This is a genomic window from Ruminococcus sp. AM43-6, from assembly GCF_003461785.1.
In the GTDB taxonomy this organism is placed as follows: Bacteria; Bacillota; Clostridia; order Oscillospirales; family Ruminococcaceae; genus Hominimerdicola; species Hominimerdicola aceti.
In genome coordinates, this window is record NZ_QTXU01000003.1 from 55,862 (window position 1) to 76,211 (window position 20,350).

At 43.8% G+C, this 20,350-nt stretch carries 12 protein-coding genes; 9 read left to right on the plus strand and 3 right to left on the minus strand.

What is annotated here, in order from left to right; translation table 11 throughout:
• Window positions 1-2 precede the first annotated feature (2 nt).
• Complete coding sequence (ylxM, locus tag DW938_RS03555) at window positions 3-398, minus strand: YlxM family DNA-binding protein (protein ID WP_022286621.1); 396 nt, start codon at window positions 396-398, stop codon at window positions 3-5.
• A gap of 208 nt (window positions 399-606) precedes the next feature.
• On the opposite strand from ylxM, the gene DW938_RS03560 reads away from it, so the two are divergent.
• Entirely contained in the window at window positions 607-1,575 is a 969-nt protein-coding gene (locus DW938_RS03560) for an aldo/keto reductase (protein WP_118123911.1), read from the plus strand.
• A 1,593-nt stretch (window positions 1,576-3,168) separates the two neighbouring features.
• On the plus strand, window positions 3,169-3,525 hold the full coding sequence (locus DW938_RS03565; RefSeq protein WP_118123912.1) for a DUF1292 domain-containing protein: 357 nt from the start codon (window positions 3,169-3,171) through the stop codon (window positions 3,523-3,525).
• 553 nt (window positions 3,526-4,078) lie between these two features.
• Here the strand turns inward: DW938_RS03565 and DW938_RS03570 are convergent.
• Window positions 4,079-4,906 (minus strand): sporulation initiation factor Spo0A C-terminal domain-containing protein, encoded by an 828-nt coding sequence (locus DW938_RS03570; RefSeq protein ID WP_117858446.1) that lies wholly within the window; start codon window positions 4,904-4,906, stop codon window positions 4,079-4,081.
• A gap of 613 nt (window positions 4,907-5,519) precedes the next feature.
• Here DW938_RS03570 and DW938_RS03575 point away from each other — a divergent pair.
• From DW938_RS03575 to DW938_RS03595, 5 genes are all read left to right on the plus strand, one after another.
• On the plus strand, window positions 5,520-5,936 hold the full coding sequence (locus DW938_RS03575) for a PH domain-containing protein (RefSeq protein WP_117858448.1): 417 nt from the start codon (window positions 5,520-5,522) through the stop codon (window positions 5,934-5,936).
• Window positions 5,937-6,004: 68 nt separating this feature from the next.
• On the plus strand, window positions 6,005-7,075 hold the full coding sequence (locus tag DW938_RS03580; protein ID WP_117858451.1) for an FkbM family methyltransferase: 1,071 nt from the start codon (window positions 6,005-6,007) through the stop codon (window positions 7,073-7,075).
• A gap of 11 nt (window positions 7,076-7,086) precedes the next feature.
• Window positions 7,087-9,558 carry a glycoside hydrolase family 2 protein gene (locus DW938_RS03585; RefSeq protein WP_118123913.1) on the plus strand — a complete coding sequence of 824 codons (2,472 nt, stop codon included), beginning with the start codon at window positions 7,087-7,089 and terminating at the stop codon, window positions 9,556-9,558.
• A 229-nt stretch (window positions 9,559-9,787) separates the two neighbouring features.
• Window positions 9,788-11,521 (plus strand): ABC transporter ATP-binding protein, encoded by a 1,734-nt coding sequence (locus DW938_RS03590; RefSeq protein WP_278278269.1) that lies wholly within the window; start codon window positions 9,788-9,790, stop codon window positions 11,519-11,521.
• On the plus strand, window positions 11,521-13,356 hold the full coding sequence (locus tag DW938_RS03595; RefSeq protein ID WP_118123914.1) for an ABC transporter ATP-binding protein: 1,836 nt from the start codon (window positions 11,521-11,523) through the stop codon (window positions 13,354-13,356). Before DW938_RS03590 ends, DW938_RS03595 begins: the two co-directional genes overlap by 1 nt.
• A gap of 273 nt (window positions 13,357-13,629) precedes the next feature.
• Here the strand turns inward: DW938_RS03595 and DW938_RS03600 are convergent, their stop codons facing one another.
• Window positions 13,630-14,826 (minus strand): acetate kinase, encoded by a 1,197-nt coding sequence (locus DW938_RS03600; RefSeq protein WP_117958021.1) that lies wholly within the window; start codon window positions 14,824-14,826, stop codon window positions 13,630-13,632.
• A 232-nt stretch (window positions 14,827-15,058) separates the two neighbouring features.
• Here DW938_RS03600 and DW938_RS03605 point away from each other — a divergent pair, with 232 nt between their 5' ends.
• Both DW938_RS03605 and DW938_RS03610 read left to right on the plus strand, forming a co-directional pair.
• A complete protein-coding gene (locus DW938_RS03605; RefSeq protein ID WP_118123915.1) occupies window positions 15,059-16,222 on the plus strand; it encodes a nucleotidyltransferase family protein in 1,164 nt (387 codons plus the stop codon).
• 20 nt (window positions 16,223-16,242) lie between these two features.
• Window positions 16,243-20,343, plus strand: a complete 4,101-nt coding sequence (locus DW938_RS03610) for a lectin like domain-containing protein (RefSeq protein ID WP_118123916.1) — start codon at window positions 16,243-16,245, stop codon at window positions 20,341-20,343.
• Window positions 20,344-20,350: the final 7 nt, after the last annotated feature.

Consider the following 20,350-nt stretch of genomic DNA (forward strand, 5'->3'; position numbering starts at 1 on the left):
ATCTATTCTTCTTCGGTATATTCTGCGTTGTCAAATTCATCAAGCTTAGAATCGAGATTTTCAAGAAGCACTATCACCTTTTCGGCGATATCTCTCGCATAATTCTTTTTTTTACATTCGTTAAAAACGTCCATAGCCTGAGCCTTGAACTCTTTAAGCTCTGCCAGATAAGCCTCCTGCTGTTTTAGCAGACCTAGCTTTTCTTCATAATCAGCCATTGCAGTTTCACATTTTTTTATAGCGTCATGAACGCCCTGTCTTGAGATATCGAGCTGAGCGGCGATCTCTCCCAACGACAGATCGTCATTGTAATAAAGATCCATGATCTCGTTTTGCTTATCAGTGAGCAGGCAGCCATACAAGTCGAGCAAAACGCTGTTTTGCAAATTTTTACTCATGCCGCTTACCTCCCAATGGATTTCTGTAAAGTCATAAACCTTTACAATTATATATCAAGTTTACCGACTTGTCAAGGGGTTTTTATGAAAAAAATAAAATTTAACAAAATTCTGTGGAAAAAGTCCTTTTTATATGGTATAATAATATATTGCTAGACATAGTGATGATAAATAGTATAGGAAATTGTATGCCAAGGGGGAAGAGTACATGATAAGCTATGTGTTGAAAAACGACAGATATGAAATGAAAGTCCCTGCCCTGACTTTTGGTGCGGCAGGTTTTGAGAGAAACGATTGTGACGATGTGTATTTTGAGTTTCTCGACAAATATGTAGAGCTTGGCGGCTGGTGTATCGATACCGCAAGAGTTTACTGCGACTGGCTGGGGAATGGTCACGATTCCAGCGAGGGCGTAATAGGCAGATGGCTCAAAGCCAGAAATAATCGTGACAAAATTTGTATCGCCACAAAGGGTGGTCACCCTGAAATGGGTCATATGGACAAAAGCCGTCTTAGCAGGGAAGAGCTTACAAAGGATCTTGAAGAAAGCCTGAAAGTGCTGGGCGTTGACTATGTGGATATTTATTTTCTTCATCGTGACGACCCGAAGATACCTGTGGAAGAAATAATGCCAGTTCTCAATGATTTCTATGAGAGCGGAAAAATACATTTTATAGGCGTTTCAAACTGGACAACTCAGAGGATAGAGGAAGCAAATAAGTTTGCAGAGGAAAACGGCATGGAGCCTATCAGGATCAGTCAGATAAACTACAGCCTTGCACATTCGAGCGTTGAAACTTTCGGTGACAATACTCTTGTTTGTATGGATACAAAGGAGTTCCGCTGGTACAAGAAGCATGATTTTCCTGTTATGGCGTTCTCCCCGCAGGCAAAGGGCTTTTTTGCAAAGCTTGCAAAGGGCGACGCTGCAAACAATCTCCCTGAGGGACAGTATGCAGGCCCTGCTAATCTTGCAAGACTTGCAAAGGTAAAACAGCTCAGCGAGCAGACGGGGGACACTCCGGCAAAGATAACCCTCGGCTATCTGAACAGCCAGCCGTTTTTTGTATCGTCAGTTTTCGCAGTAACAAAGCTGTGGCAGCTTGACGAGGATATGGAAGCACAGGATCTTACATACGATCCAAAGACAGTGGCTTTCCTTGAAAATATGATATAAAATAAAAGCACTCTGCATTGACCGCAGGGTGCTTTATTTATTCTTGATACGTTGATACTTTGTAGGGGACGGCGTCCTCGACGTCCCACCCCTTACACAAAAAAACTTAACTATGTGATATCTGAATACACCACATAGTTAAGCATGTACGTTCATATTGATTATGCCATTGGTATTACGCCCTTCTGAAAATTCTAGTCGTAAACTCATGCTAAATTGTACTTTGGACTCACGCCTTTCAGTAAAATTCTGTCCGCATAATATAAGCTATTCCATTGGATCTATTTCCTTTCGGTAAAAATAATCTCTAAGTGCAAATTACCTTTCCATTGGATTTATTTCCTTTCAAAATATTAAGTTATGCCTCAGTGGATAAAACTTAACGTGCCATCGGACTTAACACCTTTCGTGAAATTTTATTGTCAATGAAATTTATTACATTTCCATTGGAATTATCGCCTTTCGCATAATTTCAAGATCCTACGCTTACCATATCAGATAAGCCTTGCTGAAGTAACTGGCGGATTCACCTCCAAATATCAGATGTTCAAAAGCCTTGAGTGCATTTTCATAACGCACCACTCCTTCAGTATATTATATGATCTTTAGAAAAATCTTAGTTAGTAAATCAAATCAGTAAGAGCATTAAGCTCGTAAATTTCTTGGCGGACTCACTCCATTCTATTTCATGTTCAAGTTCCTTTTGTGCATTTTCATATGCACCACTCCTCGAAATTTATTTGATTTTTATAGCTCTGTGAGCTTTTTATGTTCAGAAGCTAAATTTTACATTGGAATCACTCTTTCAGTTTATTTCTTTACCTCTGAAAAGCTGAAATTGTGCATTGGAAACACTCCTGTCTAAATTTTATTTGCAAACCTTCTGTAACCGATCATGTCGATCACTCCTTATATAAAAGTTGCAAAATATTCAATTGTAAATTTGAGAGTATCCTTAAATTGCAGTAACTCTGTGCTGTGATTAATCCATGAGGCTCTGCAATTTCTTCTTGTGTAAATCATATATGTCTGGATTCCTGTCAGCTCATTCGTCTGCGTCTTGATCCTTTTTTACTTTAAGAAATTGCCGAGCCTATGGATACTCTCCTGGATCTCTGATGCGTCCATTGGACTCGCTCCTTTCATATCTTATTAGGTATCCGATGAGCCTGCCCGCCTGCTGAACTGTAGTGTACCTAGTGTCGGGTATATGCTGTGTCCACCGATCTGCCTGTGATATATAAGGAAAACCTCTCGCCTCACTTCGCTTTGCCGTGCCCTCTGAAATCGTTACTGTATCGTCAGACCGTTGACCGTTCCAGCGAACCCTGTTGTCTGCTTTTGTTTGGCTCTTTGTTTTTCCTTGACTATACTATACCACATCTTTTAGCACTTGTCAATAGTTTTTCTCAACTTTTTTGTATATTTTATATTTAATATTACTTTTACAAAATGCGCTTGACTTTGATTTTGCAGTGTAGTATAATTAAAGTGTTGCGGTGGTCAGAAACAGTCTTTCTGTTCTGATTTTTTCGATATATCCCACTCAGAAAGTGCCGATATACCGCACAAGATCATGTTAGGAGGATAATTATGGATAACGAGTTTCTGCCGGACCTCTACGAGCTGGAGGACGAAAATGGTAGTAAGCAGACTTTTGAGCTGTTGGACGCAATGGAATATGGTGACGAGAAGTATTATGCTCTCACTCCTTATTATGAGAACGGTGATGAAGCCCTTGAAGATTCAGGCGACGTTGTGATACTCAAGGCTGAGTATGACGAGAACAATGACGAGATACTTGCTTCTATCGAAGATGATGACGAGTATGAGAAGATCGGTCAGATGTTCATGGAGCGTATCGATGAAATGTTCGAGTTTGACGATGAGGACGAAGACGATGATTGCGGCTGTGGCTGCGGTTGTCACGATCACGACCACCTGTCATAAGAAAAATATCTCAGCATATAGGCTTGTCAATATGTAAAATGTACAATTTTATGTACTTTGATTTGCTGAAATTACCTATTGATATTATGGATATGTTGTGATATACTAAATAACAGAAAAAGTTTCCTGCCTTGTGCGAACAAGCACAGTTATTATAAATCCAACACTTCTAAAAAGGGATTCAGACTCTGGAAAGGGATTGCAGACCTCCCGAACGAAACCGCATTTGCCGTTTCGTAAACGGACGAAGGGAGCGTGAAGCTTTCAGGCTGTTTTACCCACCCTGCTTTTATAGCGGGTTTATCGGCTGTGCGACGGCAAGGCGGCTTTTACTTAAACACTGAGCGTACCGATTTTTCGGTACGCTTTTTTGTGTCATAAAAACCATGTCGGCATAAAATGAGATAACGGAGCGTCTGCAGTGATCGTATGACAGTGGGTGACGCAGCCGAAGATCTGCGTCCGCAGGGCAGCCCGTTGTCATTTACTGCAGGACGTTTCGTTTATATAGAAAAAAGCCGCTGTGCCTGTGGGCATAACGGCTTTCTTCTTGTCAGATAAATAAATTACTTTCGCTAGTATGTTCAGCGGTGGCTGATAATGCCTTTTCCGCTGGATATTTGCTGTTTATGTATTCGGCGGCAACGAAAATAAATTCGCTGTTTGTGGGGTAGTGGTCAGGTCTTATGGCAAAATTACCGAATATCTCGGCTTTGTCTTTGTCATGAGCCTTTTCCCAACCGACCCTTATGGCGGTGCGCATATTTCTTTCAACGCTTACTGTGGTTACTCCATGTGCCGCCGCTATCTCTGGATAAATGACCTTTGTGACACGTCTGTTGGCTTTGTCTGTCGTAAGAGCCATTTTTATTGCCTCTTTGATGTAGCCATAGCCGTTATAATTCGGAGTTATGCACAACCGCTTCATCACGGTGGATATAGCAGATTGTATGTCGCCATTGGTGTACCCCTCGTCAGAGCTTCGTGTTATTGTGATGTTCAGATCTGCAGAATCGTCAGGACACTGAAGCGCTCTGAGTGCGTTTTTGATATCCGCACAGCTTAGAGGACTTTTTATTATCATGTCTGCGTATTTTGCAAGTCCATTGTTTCCATTGTTGGTTTTTCTGTCGGAAAGCATGATTATTTTCAGCTTAGGACAAGCCCCTTTGAGATTTTTGCACAGCTCGTAGGGAAATTCAGTTATTTCTGAAATTATCAGAAAATCAGGTTTGCTTTTAAGCACCTCAAGCTGTATCTCCAGTGGATTGTAGTCTGACTGCGCAACATTGTACCCCTGTTTTTTCAGATAGTCTGCCACCTTCATGCCGGCCTGATTGAGGCTTCCGACAAGGATTTTGATCACGTCTTTTTTACACATTTTAAATCTTCCTCCGGTTTTTTTATTTTTTTAACTTTATACTACACTTGCAGTATAACATTTTTACGATATAATTTCAAGTTTTTTACTTAATTTTCTTGCTTTTTGTACTATGTTTTAAGAAACGCGCAACAATCTATACATAGTAAATAAACAAATGTCGGCTATGACCAAATTTTAAATGAGATAATTGTGCAAATATTGTAATTTACACTGATAAAATATGCTTTTATGTCGTTTAAATCAATATATTATATGAATAAATTGACGATTTGCTATATTTTACATCAACTTTACATTGTTATGAAAGCTTATTTTATGTAGAAAAAAGTCGAAAATGCCAGCAAAGATTGCTATATGATTAAAAAAATATTAAGATAAATGTGTGATTTTACATTTATTAATATTTGCGAAATGATATAGAAATATATAAATGAACGGTATTTTTACATAGCTTTTACAAAGGATAATTTCTTGACAAAAGCTTTATTGCGTGGTAAAATATACGGGAGGATCGTTGCAAAAACATGGTCAGCAGCTTTTTGTGCCACCAGTTTGCAATGATGTCTTTGTAAAAAATTATAGATAATGTTGAGGGAGGCGACGTCGTTTTATGAAAAAAGACGTTATCAATTACATTTGGACAGATAAGAAAAGAACGATTTTTGGTCTGCCTATATCATTTACAAGATATTTTCTCACAGAAGATAAGTTTATAACACGCAAGGGTTTTCTCAGCATAGAGGAAGACGAGCTTGACCTTTATAGGGTCATCGACAAAAAGCTTGTCCTGCCGTTCGGACAAAGAATGTTCGGCTGTGGCACAATAGTAATGAATGTCAAAGACGTTGATACGCCTATTAAGGAAGTCAAGTCCATAAAAGCGCCAAGAGATGTGCTTGCACAGCTTGATAAGTATATCAATATAAATCGTGATAGATACCGTGTAAGGGGCAGAGATATGGTCGGTGGTGACGGCGGTCATTGCCACGATCATGATGATTTTGATATCAATGACGATATCATATAAAGTTCTATAAGAATAAGGGGCTTTCGCAGATCTTTCTGTGAGAGCCTTTTTTGGAGAGGAAAGTGTGAATGTTTTCAAAAGAATATTTTCAGTCCCTTGAAAGCTCGTGGGACAGGCTCAAGACCTGCGAAAAGCCGATATTCATATACGGCATGGGCGATGGAGCGGAAAAGCTTCTTGATGAATTTGATAGACTTGGCATAAAATGCACAGGTGTTTTTGCAAGCGACGATTTTGTCCGTGGACAAAGCTTCAGAGGGTTTAAGGTGCAGACTTTCTCTCAGGTGCAAGCGCAGTTTGGGAATATCACAGTTGTGCTTGGCTTTGGCACGAGCCTGCCTGAGATAATGGAGCGTATCGACAATATTGAAAAAAGCTGCGAGGTCATAGTGCCGGAAATGTGCGTTGCAGGCGATGAAAATTTCAGCAAGGAAAAGCTTCTCTCAATGTATTCTCAGGCTGAAAAAGCTTACCGCCTTTTTGATGACGATATTTCAAAGCTTACCTTTGAAAAGCTGACAGCGTACAAGATAACAGGCAAGCTTTCTTATCTCCGTGAGATATTTACGGATAAGGACAAGATAACCGAGATACTTCCCCTTGGAGAAAACGAGATATACTGCGACTTGGGAGCATACACAGGCGACACTGCCGCAGAGCTTATCTCACGCACAGGGGGAAAGTATGAGAGAATATATGCCCTCGAACCTGAGAGAAAAAACTTTCAGAAATGCCTGAAAAATCTAAAAGCCAATGACAATATAAGCCTTTACAATGCCGCCGCATGGAGTATTGATACCGAGCTTTATTTCGCAGGTGGCGCAGGCAGACAGGGCAGAGTAGATGCCGCAGGAAAAAAGGTTCGTGCAAGAAGTCTGGACAGCGTTCTTGCAGGCAAAAAATGCACCTATATAAAATATGACGTTGAGGGAGCAGACCTAGAAGCTATCAAAGGCAGTGAATATACCATTTCACGCTATGCCCCAAAAATATGCAGTGCGTTGTATCACAGACCATATGATTACATCACCCTGCCTCTGTATATAAACAGCCTTTGCAAAGGATACAAATTCTATATCCGTCAGGAAAGATATTACCCCGCATGGGAAACAAACCTTTTCTGCGTTCATGATAAATAAGGAGAAAAATAATGAGTATAACAGTAAGCCTTAACGATAACTGGAAAATGAAAAAAGCAGGCACGCAGGAGAGCTTTGATTGCAAAGTTCCATGCTCTGTATATAAGACCCTGCTTGACTATAAAAAGATACCCGACCCATATTATCGTGAGAACGAGTATATCTCCACACAGATATGTGATGATGATTACGATTTTGAAACTACATTCATCGCAGACAAGTCCGCAGTGGAGTGCAAACATACTGTCCTGCACTTTGACGGCATTGATACCATAGCAAACGTCTGTCTCAACGGCATTCACCTTGGCAGAGTGAACAATATGCACAGAGTGTGGGAGTTTCCTGTCCATGGTATTATCAAAGAGGGGGACAACACTCTCACAGTGAAAATAACCTCGCCAAACAGATACATAAAAGAAATGGACGAAAAACGTCACCTTTGGGGCGTTGACTCCACCATGACAGGCTATACACATATAAGAAAAGCCCATTGTATGTTCGGCTGGGATTGGGGTCCAATGCTCCCTGATATGGGAATATGGCGCAGTGTATCCCTTATCGTTCCAGATGCAGGACGTATACTTGACGTTTACTACAGCCAAAAGCACACCGATAACCAAGTGACTTTGAAAGCCCTTTTGCATATAGAAAACCACGGCTGTAAAAAAGCTATGGTGGAAATATCCGACCCGCAGGGCAATATCACCGCAAAAGCCGACATAAGCCTAGAGGAAAGTGCAGAATATTATGAAACAGAGCTTGTGATAAGCGACCCTCAGCTTTGGTGGGTGAACGGCTATGGCGAACAGCCACTTTATAGCTGTGCAGTGACTTTGTATGATGAAAATGACGCTTGCACAGATAAAAATATACAGCGCATAGGTCTTAGAACTTTAACTGTCAGCCGTGAAAAAGATCAGTGGGGCGAGGAGTTCTGCTTTATAAACAACGGCGTGAAGATATTTGCCATGGGTGCAAACTATATCCCCGAAGACCAGATAGTCACACGCTGTAACGAGGAGAAAACAAGAAAGCTCCTTGCAGATTGCAAGGCCGCAAACTATAACTTTATAAGAGTGTGGGGCGGCGGTTATTACCCTGACGAGTATTTCTATGACTACTGCGACGAGAACGGTATCATAGTATGGCAGGACTTTATGTTCGCCTGCTCTGCATATCTGCTCACAGAGGAGTTTGAAGAAACTGTCCGTGGGGAAGTTCGTGACAACGTTATCCGCCTGAGAAACCACCCCTCTCTTGGTCTGTGGTGCGGCAACAACGAGATAGAATCCGCATGGGAATATTGGGGTCTTCCCGAGGACGAGGAAGCAAAGCGTGACTATCTTATTATTTTTGAGGATATTATCCCACAGGTGCTTAAAGCCTATGACCCCTGCGAAAACACCTTCTATTGGCCTTCCTCACCATCCTCAGGAGGCGGCTTTAAGGACGCTTCCTCAAACCATGCAGGCGATATGCACTATTGGGACGTTTGGCACAACTTCAAGCCTATCGAAGCGTTCAGAGAATTTTATTACCGTTTCTGTTCGGAGTACGGCTTTGAAAGCCTGCCTGATATAAAGACCTGCCGTGCCTTTGCTGATGAAACAAAGGGCGACTTTGACCTTTGCTCACCGGTTATGGAGGCACATCAGAAGTGCGTTCAAGGCAACGAGAAGATAATGTACTATCTCGCTCAAATGGTAAGATATCCATATGATTTCAAAAAGCTCATCTATTCCTCACAGCTCGTTCAGGCAGACTGCATACGCTCTAATGTTGAGCATATGCGGCGTGCAAGGGGCAGATGTATGGGCTCTGCCTATTGGCAGGTGAACGATTCAAACCCTGTTATCTCGTGGTCAAGTATCGACTATTTCGGCAGGTGGAAAGGTCTGCATTATTATGCAAAGCGTTTTTACGCTCTATGCCTTATCTCCTGCGACGATACCCATAGAAAAAAGCCTGTTCTTAACATATCCAACGAGCGAATGACAGCTTTTGAGGGCGTGGTAAAATGGACGCTTAGAAACAATAAAGCTGAAATTCTGCAAAGCGGAGAAAAATCCGTGAGCGTTCCGGCTCTTACAGCACAAAACGTCCTTGCTATCGACCTTTCAGACGAGCTTAAAAACCGTACCGACCCTCGTGAAAAATATCTGGAATATTCCATTATGGAAAACGGCAAGGTGTTGAGCTTTGGCACAACGCTCTTTGTGCGCCCGAAAGAATTTACCTTCCTAGAGCCTGCCATAACCTACGGCATATCAGAAAGCGAGGATGAATTCGCCCTGACATTCTGTGCCGAGAATTACGCCAAAAGCGTCTGCCTCAGCCTAAAAACTGCCGACTGCGTGTTCTCTGACAACTGGTTCGATATCCACGGAAAAGAGCCTGTTACCATAATGATAGACAAAGCCTCCCTCAGCAGAAAAATGACAGCGCAGGAGCTGTCCGGGGAGCTTGAGATAATGCACAATTAGGGCTGTGATTTCAAAGGCTCTGCCTTGTCACCAGCAGTGAAAAGTCGATGCGATCATTAGCAAAACAAAAGCAATGCGGGCGAACGCTGTTCGCCACTACATAAAAAGTTATATCACACATTTTGTAGTGGCTGGCGTCCTTGACAGCCCACTGCTCTGCATTTGCTATCTTCCGTCAATGTTCCCCTGCGTATAAGTAGCCTGAAATATATTTTTAGGAGGAACTGCTTTGAAAGTAAAACTAAGCAAATACTTGAAGCCCTATGCACTGTTTGCGGTGCTGACACCTCTATCCATGGTGGGAGAAGTGCTGGGCGACCTGCTTCAGCCAAAGCTTATGTCAAAAATAGTTGACGATGGCGTGCTGGGTCAGGATATGGATCTTATCATAAGAACGGGACTTCTTATGCTCCTTGTTCTTATAGGCGGCGGAGCTTGCGGAATTGCGGCTTCTGCATTCGGTGGGATAGCTTCCCAAAGCTTTTCACGAGATCTGCGTGTGGACGTTTTCAAGCGTGTCATGGGTCTTTCTTTTGAACAGACCGACAAGTTCACAACAGGCTCATTGGTAACACGTCTTACAGCGGATATAACCGCCATTCAGCAAATGGTAGACTTCATGCTGAGAATGTTGGTGCGTGACAGCCTGCTGTTCTTTGGCGGAATAATCATGATGCTCACTCTGAACGTTCGCTTTGGAATAATAATCCTATGCGCCTTGCCTGTAGAGATAATCATGATGATAGTAATTCTCAAAAAGGCTAACCCATACTATTCTATCGTCGCAAAACGTCTTGACAGCGTAAACTCAGTGGTTCAGGAGAACGTCACAGGCGCAAGAGTAGTAAAAGCCTATGTCAGAGAGGATACAGAAGAAAAGCGTTTTGACGATGCAAATATAAGCCTTATGGAATCAAACCTCCGTGTTCAGACCCTTATGGCTATCCTTCAGCCGCTTCTTATGATAATACTCAATCTGTCTGTTATTGCCGTTATAGTTATAGGCGGCTGGCAGGTGCAGGCACAAGCTATGAAGGTCGGCGAGGTCATGGCGGCTATCACATATCTTACTCAGGTCTTGCATGGCGTAATGATGATGTCTATGATGTTCCAGACCCTCGCAAAGGCTTCCGCATCTGCAAACAGATTGAGAGAAGTCCTTGAAACTGACCCAGTTATAAAAAGCGGCAGCGTTTCCCTTGCAGATAAAACAGGGGGCACAGTGAGCTTTAAAAACGTTTCATTCTCTTATCCTGAAACAAAGGGCAGACCTGTTATCTCAGACCTTACTCTTGATATAAAGTCAGGCGAGAGCGTCGCCATACTAGGTGCAACTGGTTCGGGAAAATCCTCTCTTGTGAACCTTATCCCAAGATTTTACGATTGCACAGCAGGGGAAGTCCTTGTTGACGGCGTAAACGTCAAGGACTGCAAGCTTGACGAGCTTAGAAAGAAAGTTGGCATAGTCCTGCAAAAGAGCGAGCTTTTCTCAGGCACAGTTGAGGACAACATAAAGTGGGGCGACAAAAACGCTACCCATGAGGAGGTCATCTCCGCCGCACAGGCAGCTCAGGCTGACGAGTTCATTCAGAAGATACCTGCAGGCTATGAGGGTATTATAGCCGAAAAGGGTGCTTCACTGTCAGGCGGTCAGAAGCAAAGACTTTCTATCTCAAGAGCGGTACTTAAAAAACCTGAGATCCTCATTCTTGATGATTCCACCTCCGCCCTCGACCTTGGCACAGAAGCAAAGCTCCGTGCGGAGATAGACCGCAAAATGAACGGCACTACCCTTATCATAATCGCACAGCGTATCCAGAGCGTAAAATCATGCGACAGGATAGCAGTTCTTGACCACGGCAAGCTTTGTGCCTGCGATACTCATGAAAATCTGCTAAAGACCTGCGAGGTATATCAGGATATCTACGCCTCACAGGTGAAAACGTCAGGAGGTGAAGTGTAATGCCTCCAATGCCTCCAATGGGACCCGGCGGAAGAAAGCCGGGCGGACCTCACGGTGCAAGGCTCACAATGGAAAAGCCTAAGGACGCAAAGAACACCCTTAAAAAGCTCATAGGCTATATAGGCAGGAACAGATATCTGTTTTTCGCCCTTATCGGTGTAATGCTCATCATAACTCTGCTCAACCTTGCCGCACCGTCTATCCAGCAGATAGCTATCGACTGCATTACCCTCACCAAAAAGAAAACAAGCGTTGACTTCGGTGCGCTTGGCAGAACGCTCATAGGTCTTGGGGCAGTTTATCTTCTGTCCTCTGTTTTCACCTATATGCAGGGAATCTTCTCTGCAAAGCTTTCACAGTACACAGTAAAGACTATGCGTAAAGACTTGTTCTCAAGCCTTGTAAGACTTCCTATAAAGTATCTCGATACCCATAGCCATGGCGATATAATGAGCCGTATGACAAACGACGTCGAGAATATCTCCACAACTATCTCTCAGTCTATAGGCTCGCTCATCTCAGGCGTGCTGACCATAGTGGGAACAGTTGTCATAATGCTTCTGTATTCACCTCTTCTTACCCTTATCTCACTGTCTACAGTGTTCCTTACCATATTCGTTTCAGGCGTACTCACAAAGTATATGAAGAAATACTTCATCAAACAGCAGGTGCTTCTTGGCGAGATAAACGGTGAAGTGGAAGAAATGGTAGTTGGATATAGAACGGTCGTTTCCTATGGCAAAGAGCAGGACGCTGTTGACAAGTTTGAGAAAATGAGCAACAATCTGAAAAAATGCGGCATAAAAGCTCAGATATTCGGTGGTGTAATGGGTCCTTGCATGAACTTAATATCCAATTTCGGCTTTATCCTTATCGCTGCATTTGGCGGCTGGTTCGCAATAAAAGGCTTTATAACAGTGGGAACTATTCAGGCTTTTATACTCTATTCAAAACAGTTCTCACGACCTATCAACGAGATAGCAAACCAGTTTGCAAATATCCAGACCGCAATAGCAGGCGCAGAGCGTATATTTGAGGTCATGGACGCTGATAAGGAAACTGACGAGGGCAAGGCCGACTTTGAGGTGGAAAACGTCAAAGGCGATATCGACTTCAAGCATATCGACTTCTCGTATGTTCCTGAAAAACAGGTGCTAAAAGACCTCGATCTTGAAGTAAAAGCAGGTCAGAAAATAGCCATAGTTGGTGCAACAGGCTCAGGCAAGACCACCATAGTAAATCTTCTCACAAGATTTTATCCCGTTGACAGCGGTGAGATAACCATAGACGGTCAGAGCATTTACGATATCCCGAAAGACAAGCTCAGACGTTCCATAGCCATAGTTTTGCAGGATACAGTGCTTTTTAAGGACACCATAGAGGAGAATATCCGCTACGGCAGAGAAAACGCCACCCTTGATGAAATAAAGGCGGCGGCAAAGTTTGCGAACGCAGACGAGTTCATAGAAAGACTTTCCGAGGGTTACGACACAGTGCTTGCCGAGGGCGGCTCAAACCTTTCACAAGGTCAGCGTCAGCTTCTCTCCATAGCAAGAGCAGTGCTTGCCGACCCGAAGATACTTATTCTTGACGAAGCCACTTCCTCGGTTGATACCAGAACTGAGATGCACATTCAGTCCGCAATGGTGGCTCTTATGAAAAACAGAACGTCCCTTATCATCGCTCACCGACTTTCCACTATCCGTGACGCCGATAAGATAGTCGTTATCGACGGTGGACGTGTTGCAGAGCAGGGTAGCCATGAGGAGCTTATCGCCGCCAAGGGCTGTTACTACAGACTTTATCAGACGCAGTTCTCAGGCGTTAAGACCTGATACAATGGTGTTTGGAAAACGTATATAGCCAATATCGTACATTCAAACAAATACGATGTCCCACTTCTCGATATTTCGTCAACCCACAAAATTTCGTGATAATTCAAACTTTTACACCCTCAAAATCGGGCTGTCGAGGGCGCTAGCCCCTACATGAAAATTGGCGGTCTTATCAAACAAACCAAGGCACAGGAAAACCTCTCCTGTGCCTTTTTTATGCGCAAAAAAAGGACGGCTCTCATAAGAAAGCCGCCCTTAATGTTATCTGAAATATTACTTTGTAACAAGTGCCAGAGTATCTCTTGCAATGAGAAGCTCTTCGTTTGTTGGGATAACGTAAACCTTTGTCTTAGAATCGTCTGTGGATATCTCCTTGAGGATTCCACGGCAGAGGTTTTTCTCAGCGTCAATGTGGATACCGAGGATATCGAGATTTGAGCAAGCAGCCGCTCTTACCTCAGGTGCGTTCTCACCGATACCGCCTGTGAAGATAACAGCGTCAAGGCCGTTCATTGCAGCAGCGTATGAACCGATGAACTTCTTGATCTGATAAGCGAATATCTCGCTTACGATAAGCGCTCTCTCATTGCCCTCACTTGCAGCAGCCTGAATATCTCTGTTGTCAGAGCCGATACCAGAAAGACCAAGGAAGCCTGACTTCTTGTTCATGTATTCTGTCATCTGGTCAGGTGTGAAACCCATTTTCTTCTCAACATAGTCAACAGCAGAAGGGTCAACAGAACCGCAGCGTGTGCCCATTACAAGACCGTCAAGAGGAGTAAAGCCCATTGATGTGTCAACAGACTTGCCGCCGTTGATAGCTGTGATAGAAGAACCGTTTCCAAGGTGGCATGAAACTATCTTAAGCTCCTCGATAGGCTTGCCCATTACTCTTGCAAGCTCGCCTGAAACAAATCTGTGTGATGTTCCGTGGAAGCCGTATTTTCTTACATGAAGATCAGTGTAGCACTCGTATGGCAGACCGTAGAGATAAGCCTTTCTTGGCATTGTTGAGTGGAAAGCAGTGTCGAATACGACTACCTGTGGTGTGCCTGCTGGGATAACTGCCTTGCAGGCTCTCAGTGCAAGAGCGTGTGGGTGGTTATGTACAGGTGCAAGCTCAGCCAGTGAGTCGATCTGGTCGATAACTTCGTCTGTTACAAGGCAGGTCTCCTTGAATATCTCAGCACCCTGAACTATTCTGTGACCAACGGCTGATATCTCAGACATAGAGTCGATGACCTTTGTTTCGCCTGATGTGAGTACCTCAACGAGCTTTTCAAAAGCCTCTGTGTGAGTAGGGAAATTGCAATCCTCCTCGATGTGTCTGCCGTCGCCTGTCTTTGCACTTACATGGCCGTCGATACCGATACGGTCGCAGTTGCCCTTTGCGATAACAGACTCGTCCTTCATATCCAGAAGCTGATATTTAAGTGATGATGAACCTGCGTTTACAACTAAGATTTTCATTGGAAAAAATCTCCTCCCGATTATAATATGTCAGATAACGGGCTTGACTTTAAGCCCATAATATCATATACTTATAGTATATCAATATTAATGATAAATTTCAAGAGCTTTTTTCATAAATATACATATTGCACAATTTTTTTACTAGGGCTTAACATATTAGTATCATAATTCGCAGTAAGCTTTTGAAAGACGGAATAAAATATGCATAGGGTAGAAAGAGGAGTAAAAAATGAAAATTGCGGGAATAGTTGCGGAATATAATCCGTTCCATAACGGACACAAATATCAGATACAAGCCACAAGACAGGCTGGCGCAGAGGGTATCGTCGCAGTAATGAGCGGTGATTGCGTGCAGCGTGGTTCAGCGGCTGTTTTTTCAAAATATGACAGAGCACAGGCTGCTATAAGAAACGGTGCAGACCTTGTTATAGAATTGCCATGCCCGTTCTCATGCTCAAACAGTGAGGTCTTTGCAAGAAGTGCAGTAAGGCTTCTTGCAGGTCTTGGGGAGAATGTGGTAACGACATTGTCTTTTGGCTGTGAAAGCGGTGATAAAAACGCTCTTGAACAGGCAGCGGAGATATCCGCAATGCTTGAAAACTCACAGCAGGTCAGAGAGCTTTTATCTCAGGGAAAGACCTACCCGCAGGCTATGTATGAAGCCTCCATAGGTCTTTATGGCAGAACCGCCGAAGAGATATTCTCCACACCCAATAACGTTCTTGCAGTTGAGTATATAAAGGCGGCAAAGCGTATAGCCCCATGGCTAGTGCCTTATGCCGTAAAGCGTGAGGCTGTCGCACATGATTCTCAGGCAGAGTCTGGTAATTTCGCTTCGGCTTCTCATATAAGAGAGCTTATAAAAGAGGGCGGCGAGTGGCAGAGATTTGTTCCATATGATTTTGAGGGCTGTAAGCCGTCCTTTACCCGGCAGGCAGGCAGAGAAATGCTTTTCAAGCTCTGCACAGCTTCAAGAGAAGATTTTCTTGCCCTCCCTGACTGCGACGAACACCTTGCCAACAGATTTATGTCTGTCGTAAGCTCCTGCCCTGAAACTATGGATATCTTTGAACAGCGTATAAAGTCAAAGAATATCACCATGGCAAGAGTAAGAAGAATGGTCCTGCACCTTGTTCTCGGCATCAGAAAGGACGATATCAGACAAGTGCCATACGGCAGGATACTTGCCTTTAACCGCACAGGCACACGCATACTTGCGCAGGCTGAGAACAGAACTCTTGAGTATGATACCTCGCTGAAAAAGCTTGAGGATATCTCCGACTATGCAAAGCGTGTCGCTTTCCTTGAAAAGAACGCAGTAAGACTTAGAGAAACAGCGGCATACGGCAGATGTATTTCAAACGAGTATACAAGAAAGATAACCATAACCTGAGATAAACAGGAGGGCGGAAAATGAGAAGAATGAAAGGTGCGGCAGGGCTTTTGACAGCTTTGCTCTTGGCTTTTCAGCTTTCGGCGCAGACTTTTGCACTTGCCAACGAGGATAATGGCATAAAAGTCGTTCCCGTAAACTTTACCCATAACGGCTATAGCTATGAGATAGAGGGCGTGGCCAAAAGCACAGAGGGTGACTATCAGATAAAGTCCCATTCAAGACTAGCCGCCCGAAAGCTTCCCTCCGCCTATGACCCAAGAAGCTCAGGAGAGATCACAACAGTAAAAGATCAGGCTTCAACAGGTGCTTGCTGGGCATTCTCAGCCCTTGCCTGTGCAGAGCAGGATCTTATCAAAAAGGGGCTTGAAAACCCCTCCGCAGAATTTTCTGTGCCTGCCTTGGTGCTGTCCTCAAATTCAGGCACAGCCACAGGTAAAGACGATTTTTCATCAGGGGGAAACTGGCTCTTCGCAGCTTCCGCCCTCGCAAATGGTCAGGGACTATGCTATGAGGATTACGAGCCGTTTTTAGAATCCGGCACAGAGAATATGGCAGTTTCCGAAAATAAGAAAAGCGTCAGTGAATACAGGCTAAATTATGTCATGGAGCTTTCAAGCACCACGCAGGTGAAGCGTAAAATAATGGAGCTTGGAGCAGTTTCCGCAAGCTATTTTGCAGGAAATGGCTATATGAATCATAACAATACTGCCTACTATGATCCCGACGCCTCAAAAAACACTATCATAAATCATTCCGTCACAGTGGTGGGCTGGGACGATAATTACAGTAAGGATAATTTCAGATATAAGCCTGCCAATAACGGCGCATGGCTTGTGAAAGGCTCGTGGGGCGCAGATCAGGACAATGACGGCTTCTATTGGGTGTCCTATGACGAAGCAGAGTTCGGACAGTTTTGCTGCTATGACTTTGAAGAAAGCTGTGATAATACATATCACTACAGCAAAATGACAGGCTATGTTGTGAACGCAAGCAATGACGGTTCTGTTTACGGTGCAAATGTTTTCACAGCTAAAGCCGATGAAAAGCTTGATAAAGCAGGCTTTATGTATGTGGGCAAAACGGGCAGTGCGGATTACACCCTAAGCGTCTATACCGACGTTTCCGACAGCGACCCTATAGGCGTCCTTGAAACGCAGATAAGCGGCTCAGTGTCCGCAAACGGCTTTTATACAGTTGACTTTCCCGAGGATATCCTCCTTGAAGAGGGCGAGAAATATTCCATTTCAGTAAAATTCAGCGGCGACAGCGGCAGGGGATATCTCCTTGCAGAAAGCGACCGAACATCAAAGGCGCAGTCAGGGCAAAGCTATATTTCCCTTAACGGCAAATATTGGTCTGACGTTGGAGCAGATAAGACCGACTCCATAGGAAGTCTTTTTATCTATGCTTACACTGACGATACTGCAAAGCCCGATAAAAGTTCACTTGAAACCACCCTTGCAAAGTACGGCACTCTTGCAGGATGTGAAAGGGAAGCAAACAACGCCCGAACGGTGCTTGCAGACGAGAACGCTTCCAAGAACGATATCTCAAACGCACAAAAGCTCCTTATCTCCGCCGCAGAAGAACAGGACGAAGCACTTGTTATAACCACAGAAGTCCAGTGGGAAAGCTTTGCAAAACTTGTCAGCAGTGGCGAAAGCTTCGAGGGCAAGCTAGTCACCCTTGAAACTGACCTTGACTTTGACGGAAAAACTATCTCACCTGTAGGCGATTCTGAAAACCCATTCATGGGCTATTTTGACGGCAACGGACATCTTATAAAAAACGCAGTTATCTCCTCAGGGGAGTATTCAGGGCTTTTCGCATACATAAAAAATGGTGCAGAAATAAATAACATTTCCCTGAAAAACTGTATAGTGAAAGGCGATTACGCAGGTGGAATAGTGGGTTTTTATCAAGGAACAGCCATAAAAGCCTGCACCTTTGACGGCACAGTGTCAGGAGAAGTCTATTCAGGCGGCGTCATAGGAAGACAATCCTGCGGTATCATAACAGAGTGTTCTTCTAACCTCAGGGAAAACAGCTCCGCCCATACGAACGCTTTTATAGGCGGCAGGGATATTGCCGTTTCCGTTGTGAACGCATACGGCTGTTACAGCAATGACAGCGATAGTCTGGTTTCAAGCCTTTCTGCAAAAAATGCACTTTCTCAAGGGGCATATGCAATGAACACCTACGGTGAAAAGTTCAAAGACAGCGCAAAGTGGACAATGGACGGCACTCTTGTGCGCCAGACCTCATATAGCGAGCAGGCTTCCCATAAGATAACATTCTCTGCCGTGGCACAGACCATAGAAGTCTGCACCGACTATGCAGGCAAAGCCGTGTTCCCGAATGTGAACGTTCAGCAGGGCTACACTCTCGGCTGGTATCGTAAAGGCGAACCTGTGAACAGCAATACAGTTTTCACAGAAAACACCACAGTTTCCGCAAAAGTCACCCCAAGTGACAAAGCGAAGATAGATTATATTCTGAACGGTGGCGAAAACAGCCCCCTCAACCCTGATGATCTTAGCGAGGGCGAAAGCATACAGCTTTCCGCCCCCACAAAAGAGGGCGCACAGTTTACAGGCTGGTATGCCGATCCACAGCTTGAGGGCGAGCCTATAACGTCCGTGAGCTTTTCAGACGGCTCAAAGGCCCTTTATGCAGGCTGGAAAGCCAATACCTGCAAGGTCGATTTCACCGATATAAACGGCACAGTTTTATCATCTCAAACCGTAGAATACGGCAAAAGTGCCGATCCGCCCAAAGCACCGCCCATAAAGGGCAAACGCTTTACATGCTGGGATAAAGACTTTTCAAAAGTTACAGCCAATATGACAGTGCAGGCGGTCTATACCGACAGAAAGCTTATAAAAGACTGCGAGATATCAGGCTTTAAAACACATATGACATTCACAGGCTATGAGCTTGCTCAAAGCAGTATAACGCTTTCCTATGGCGATACCGCTTTGACAAATAATAAAGACTATACCATTGACTATGCCGATAATATAGCCGCAGGCAAGGGCAAAATGATAATAACAGGCATTGGCGGATACAGTGGCACTATAGCCAAAGCATTCGACATTCTTCCAAAATCAGCTCACTTGACAAGCGTCTATTATGTTGATACGCTCTCCTACACAGGCAAGCCTATAAGACCTGACGTTATGGTAACAGACGGAGGAAAATTTCTTCTTCCTGAACATGATTATACTGTTTCCTATAGCTCAAATACAAAAATAGGCGTTGGAAAAATAATCATAAGCTTCATGGGCAACTATCAGGGTACGATAACAAAAACTTTTACCATTTATCCTGCAAAACAGGAGATACAATCTCTGCAAACAAGATATAAAGGCTTTTTTATCGACTTTGCTCAGAAAGGCTCAGCCACAGGATATGAATTGCAGTACAGCACACGCTCTGACTTCGCAGGTGCAAAAACCTTGATCATATCCTCAAACAAAACGGATAAAAAGACAGTTTCAAAGCTGACGGCAGGGAAGAAATATTATGTAAGAGTGCGTTCGTATACAATAGTCAGCGGCAAGCGTTATAACGGCGCATGGTCTGATACAAAGAGCGTGACCACCGCAAAATATGATATTGCCAAAGCTAAGGTCGCAGGCATAAAAAACAAGTCTTTCACAGGCAAGAACATCACCCAAAGCATAACAGTCACATATTCGGGCAAGACCCTTAAAAACGGCACAGACTATACAGTGAAATATTCTTCCAATAAGAATATAGGCACAGCTAAGGTAACAGTAACAGGAAAAGGCTCGTATGGCGGAGTGATAACGAAGTCTTTTGTCATCACCCCTGCAAGGCAGACTATCCAAAAGCTCATGCCGGTGAAAAAAGGCTTTTATATAGACTATGCACAGAAAGGCTCTGCTACAGGCTATGTGATATCCTATGCTGAAAATATATCTTTCAGCGGTGCAAAGACAGTTAAGGTGACCTCAAATAAGACCGACAAAAAGACCGTAACAGATCTTAAAAGCCAAAAGATATATTTTGTCCGTGTGAGAAGCTATACAGCCACAGGGGACAAGACCTATTTCGGACAGTGGTCTGATATAGCCAAAGTTTATACCAAATAATTATCCA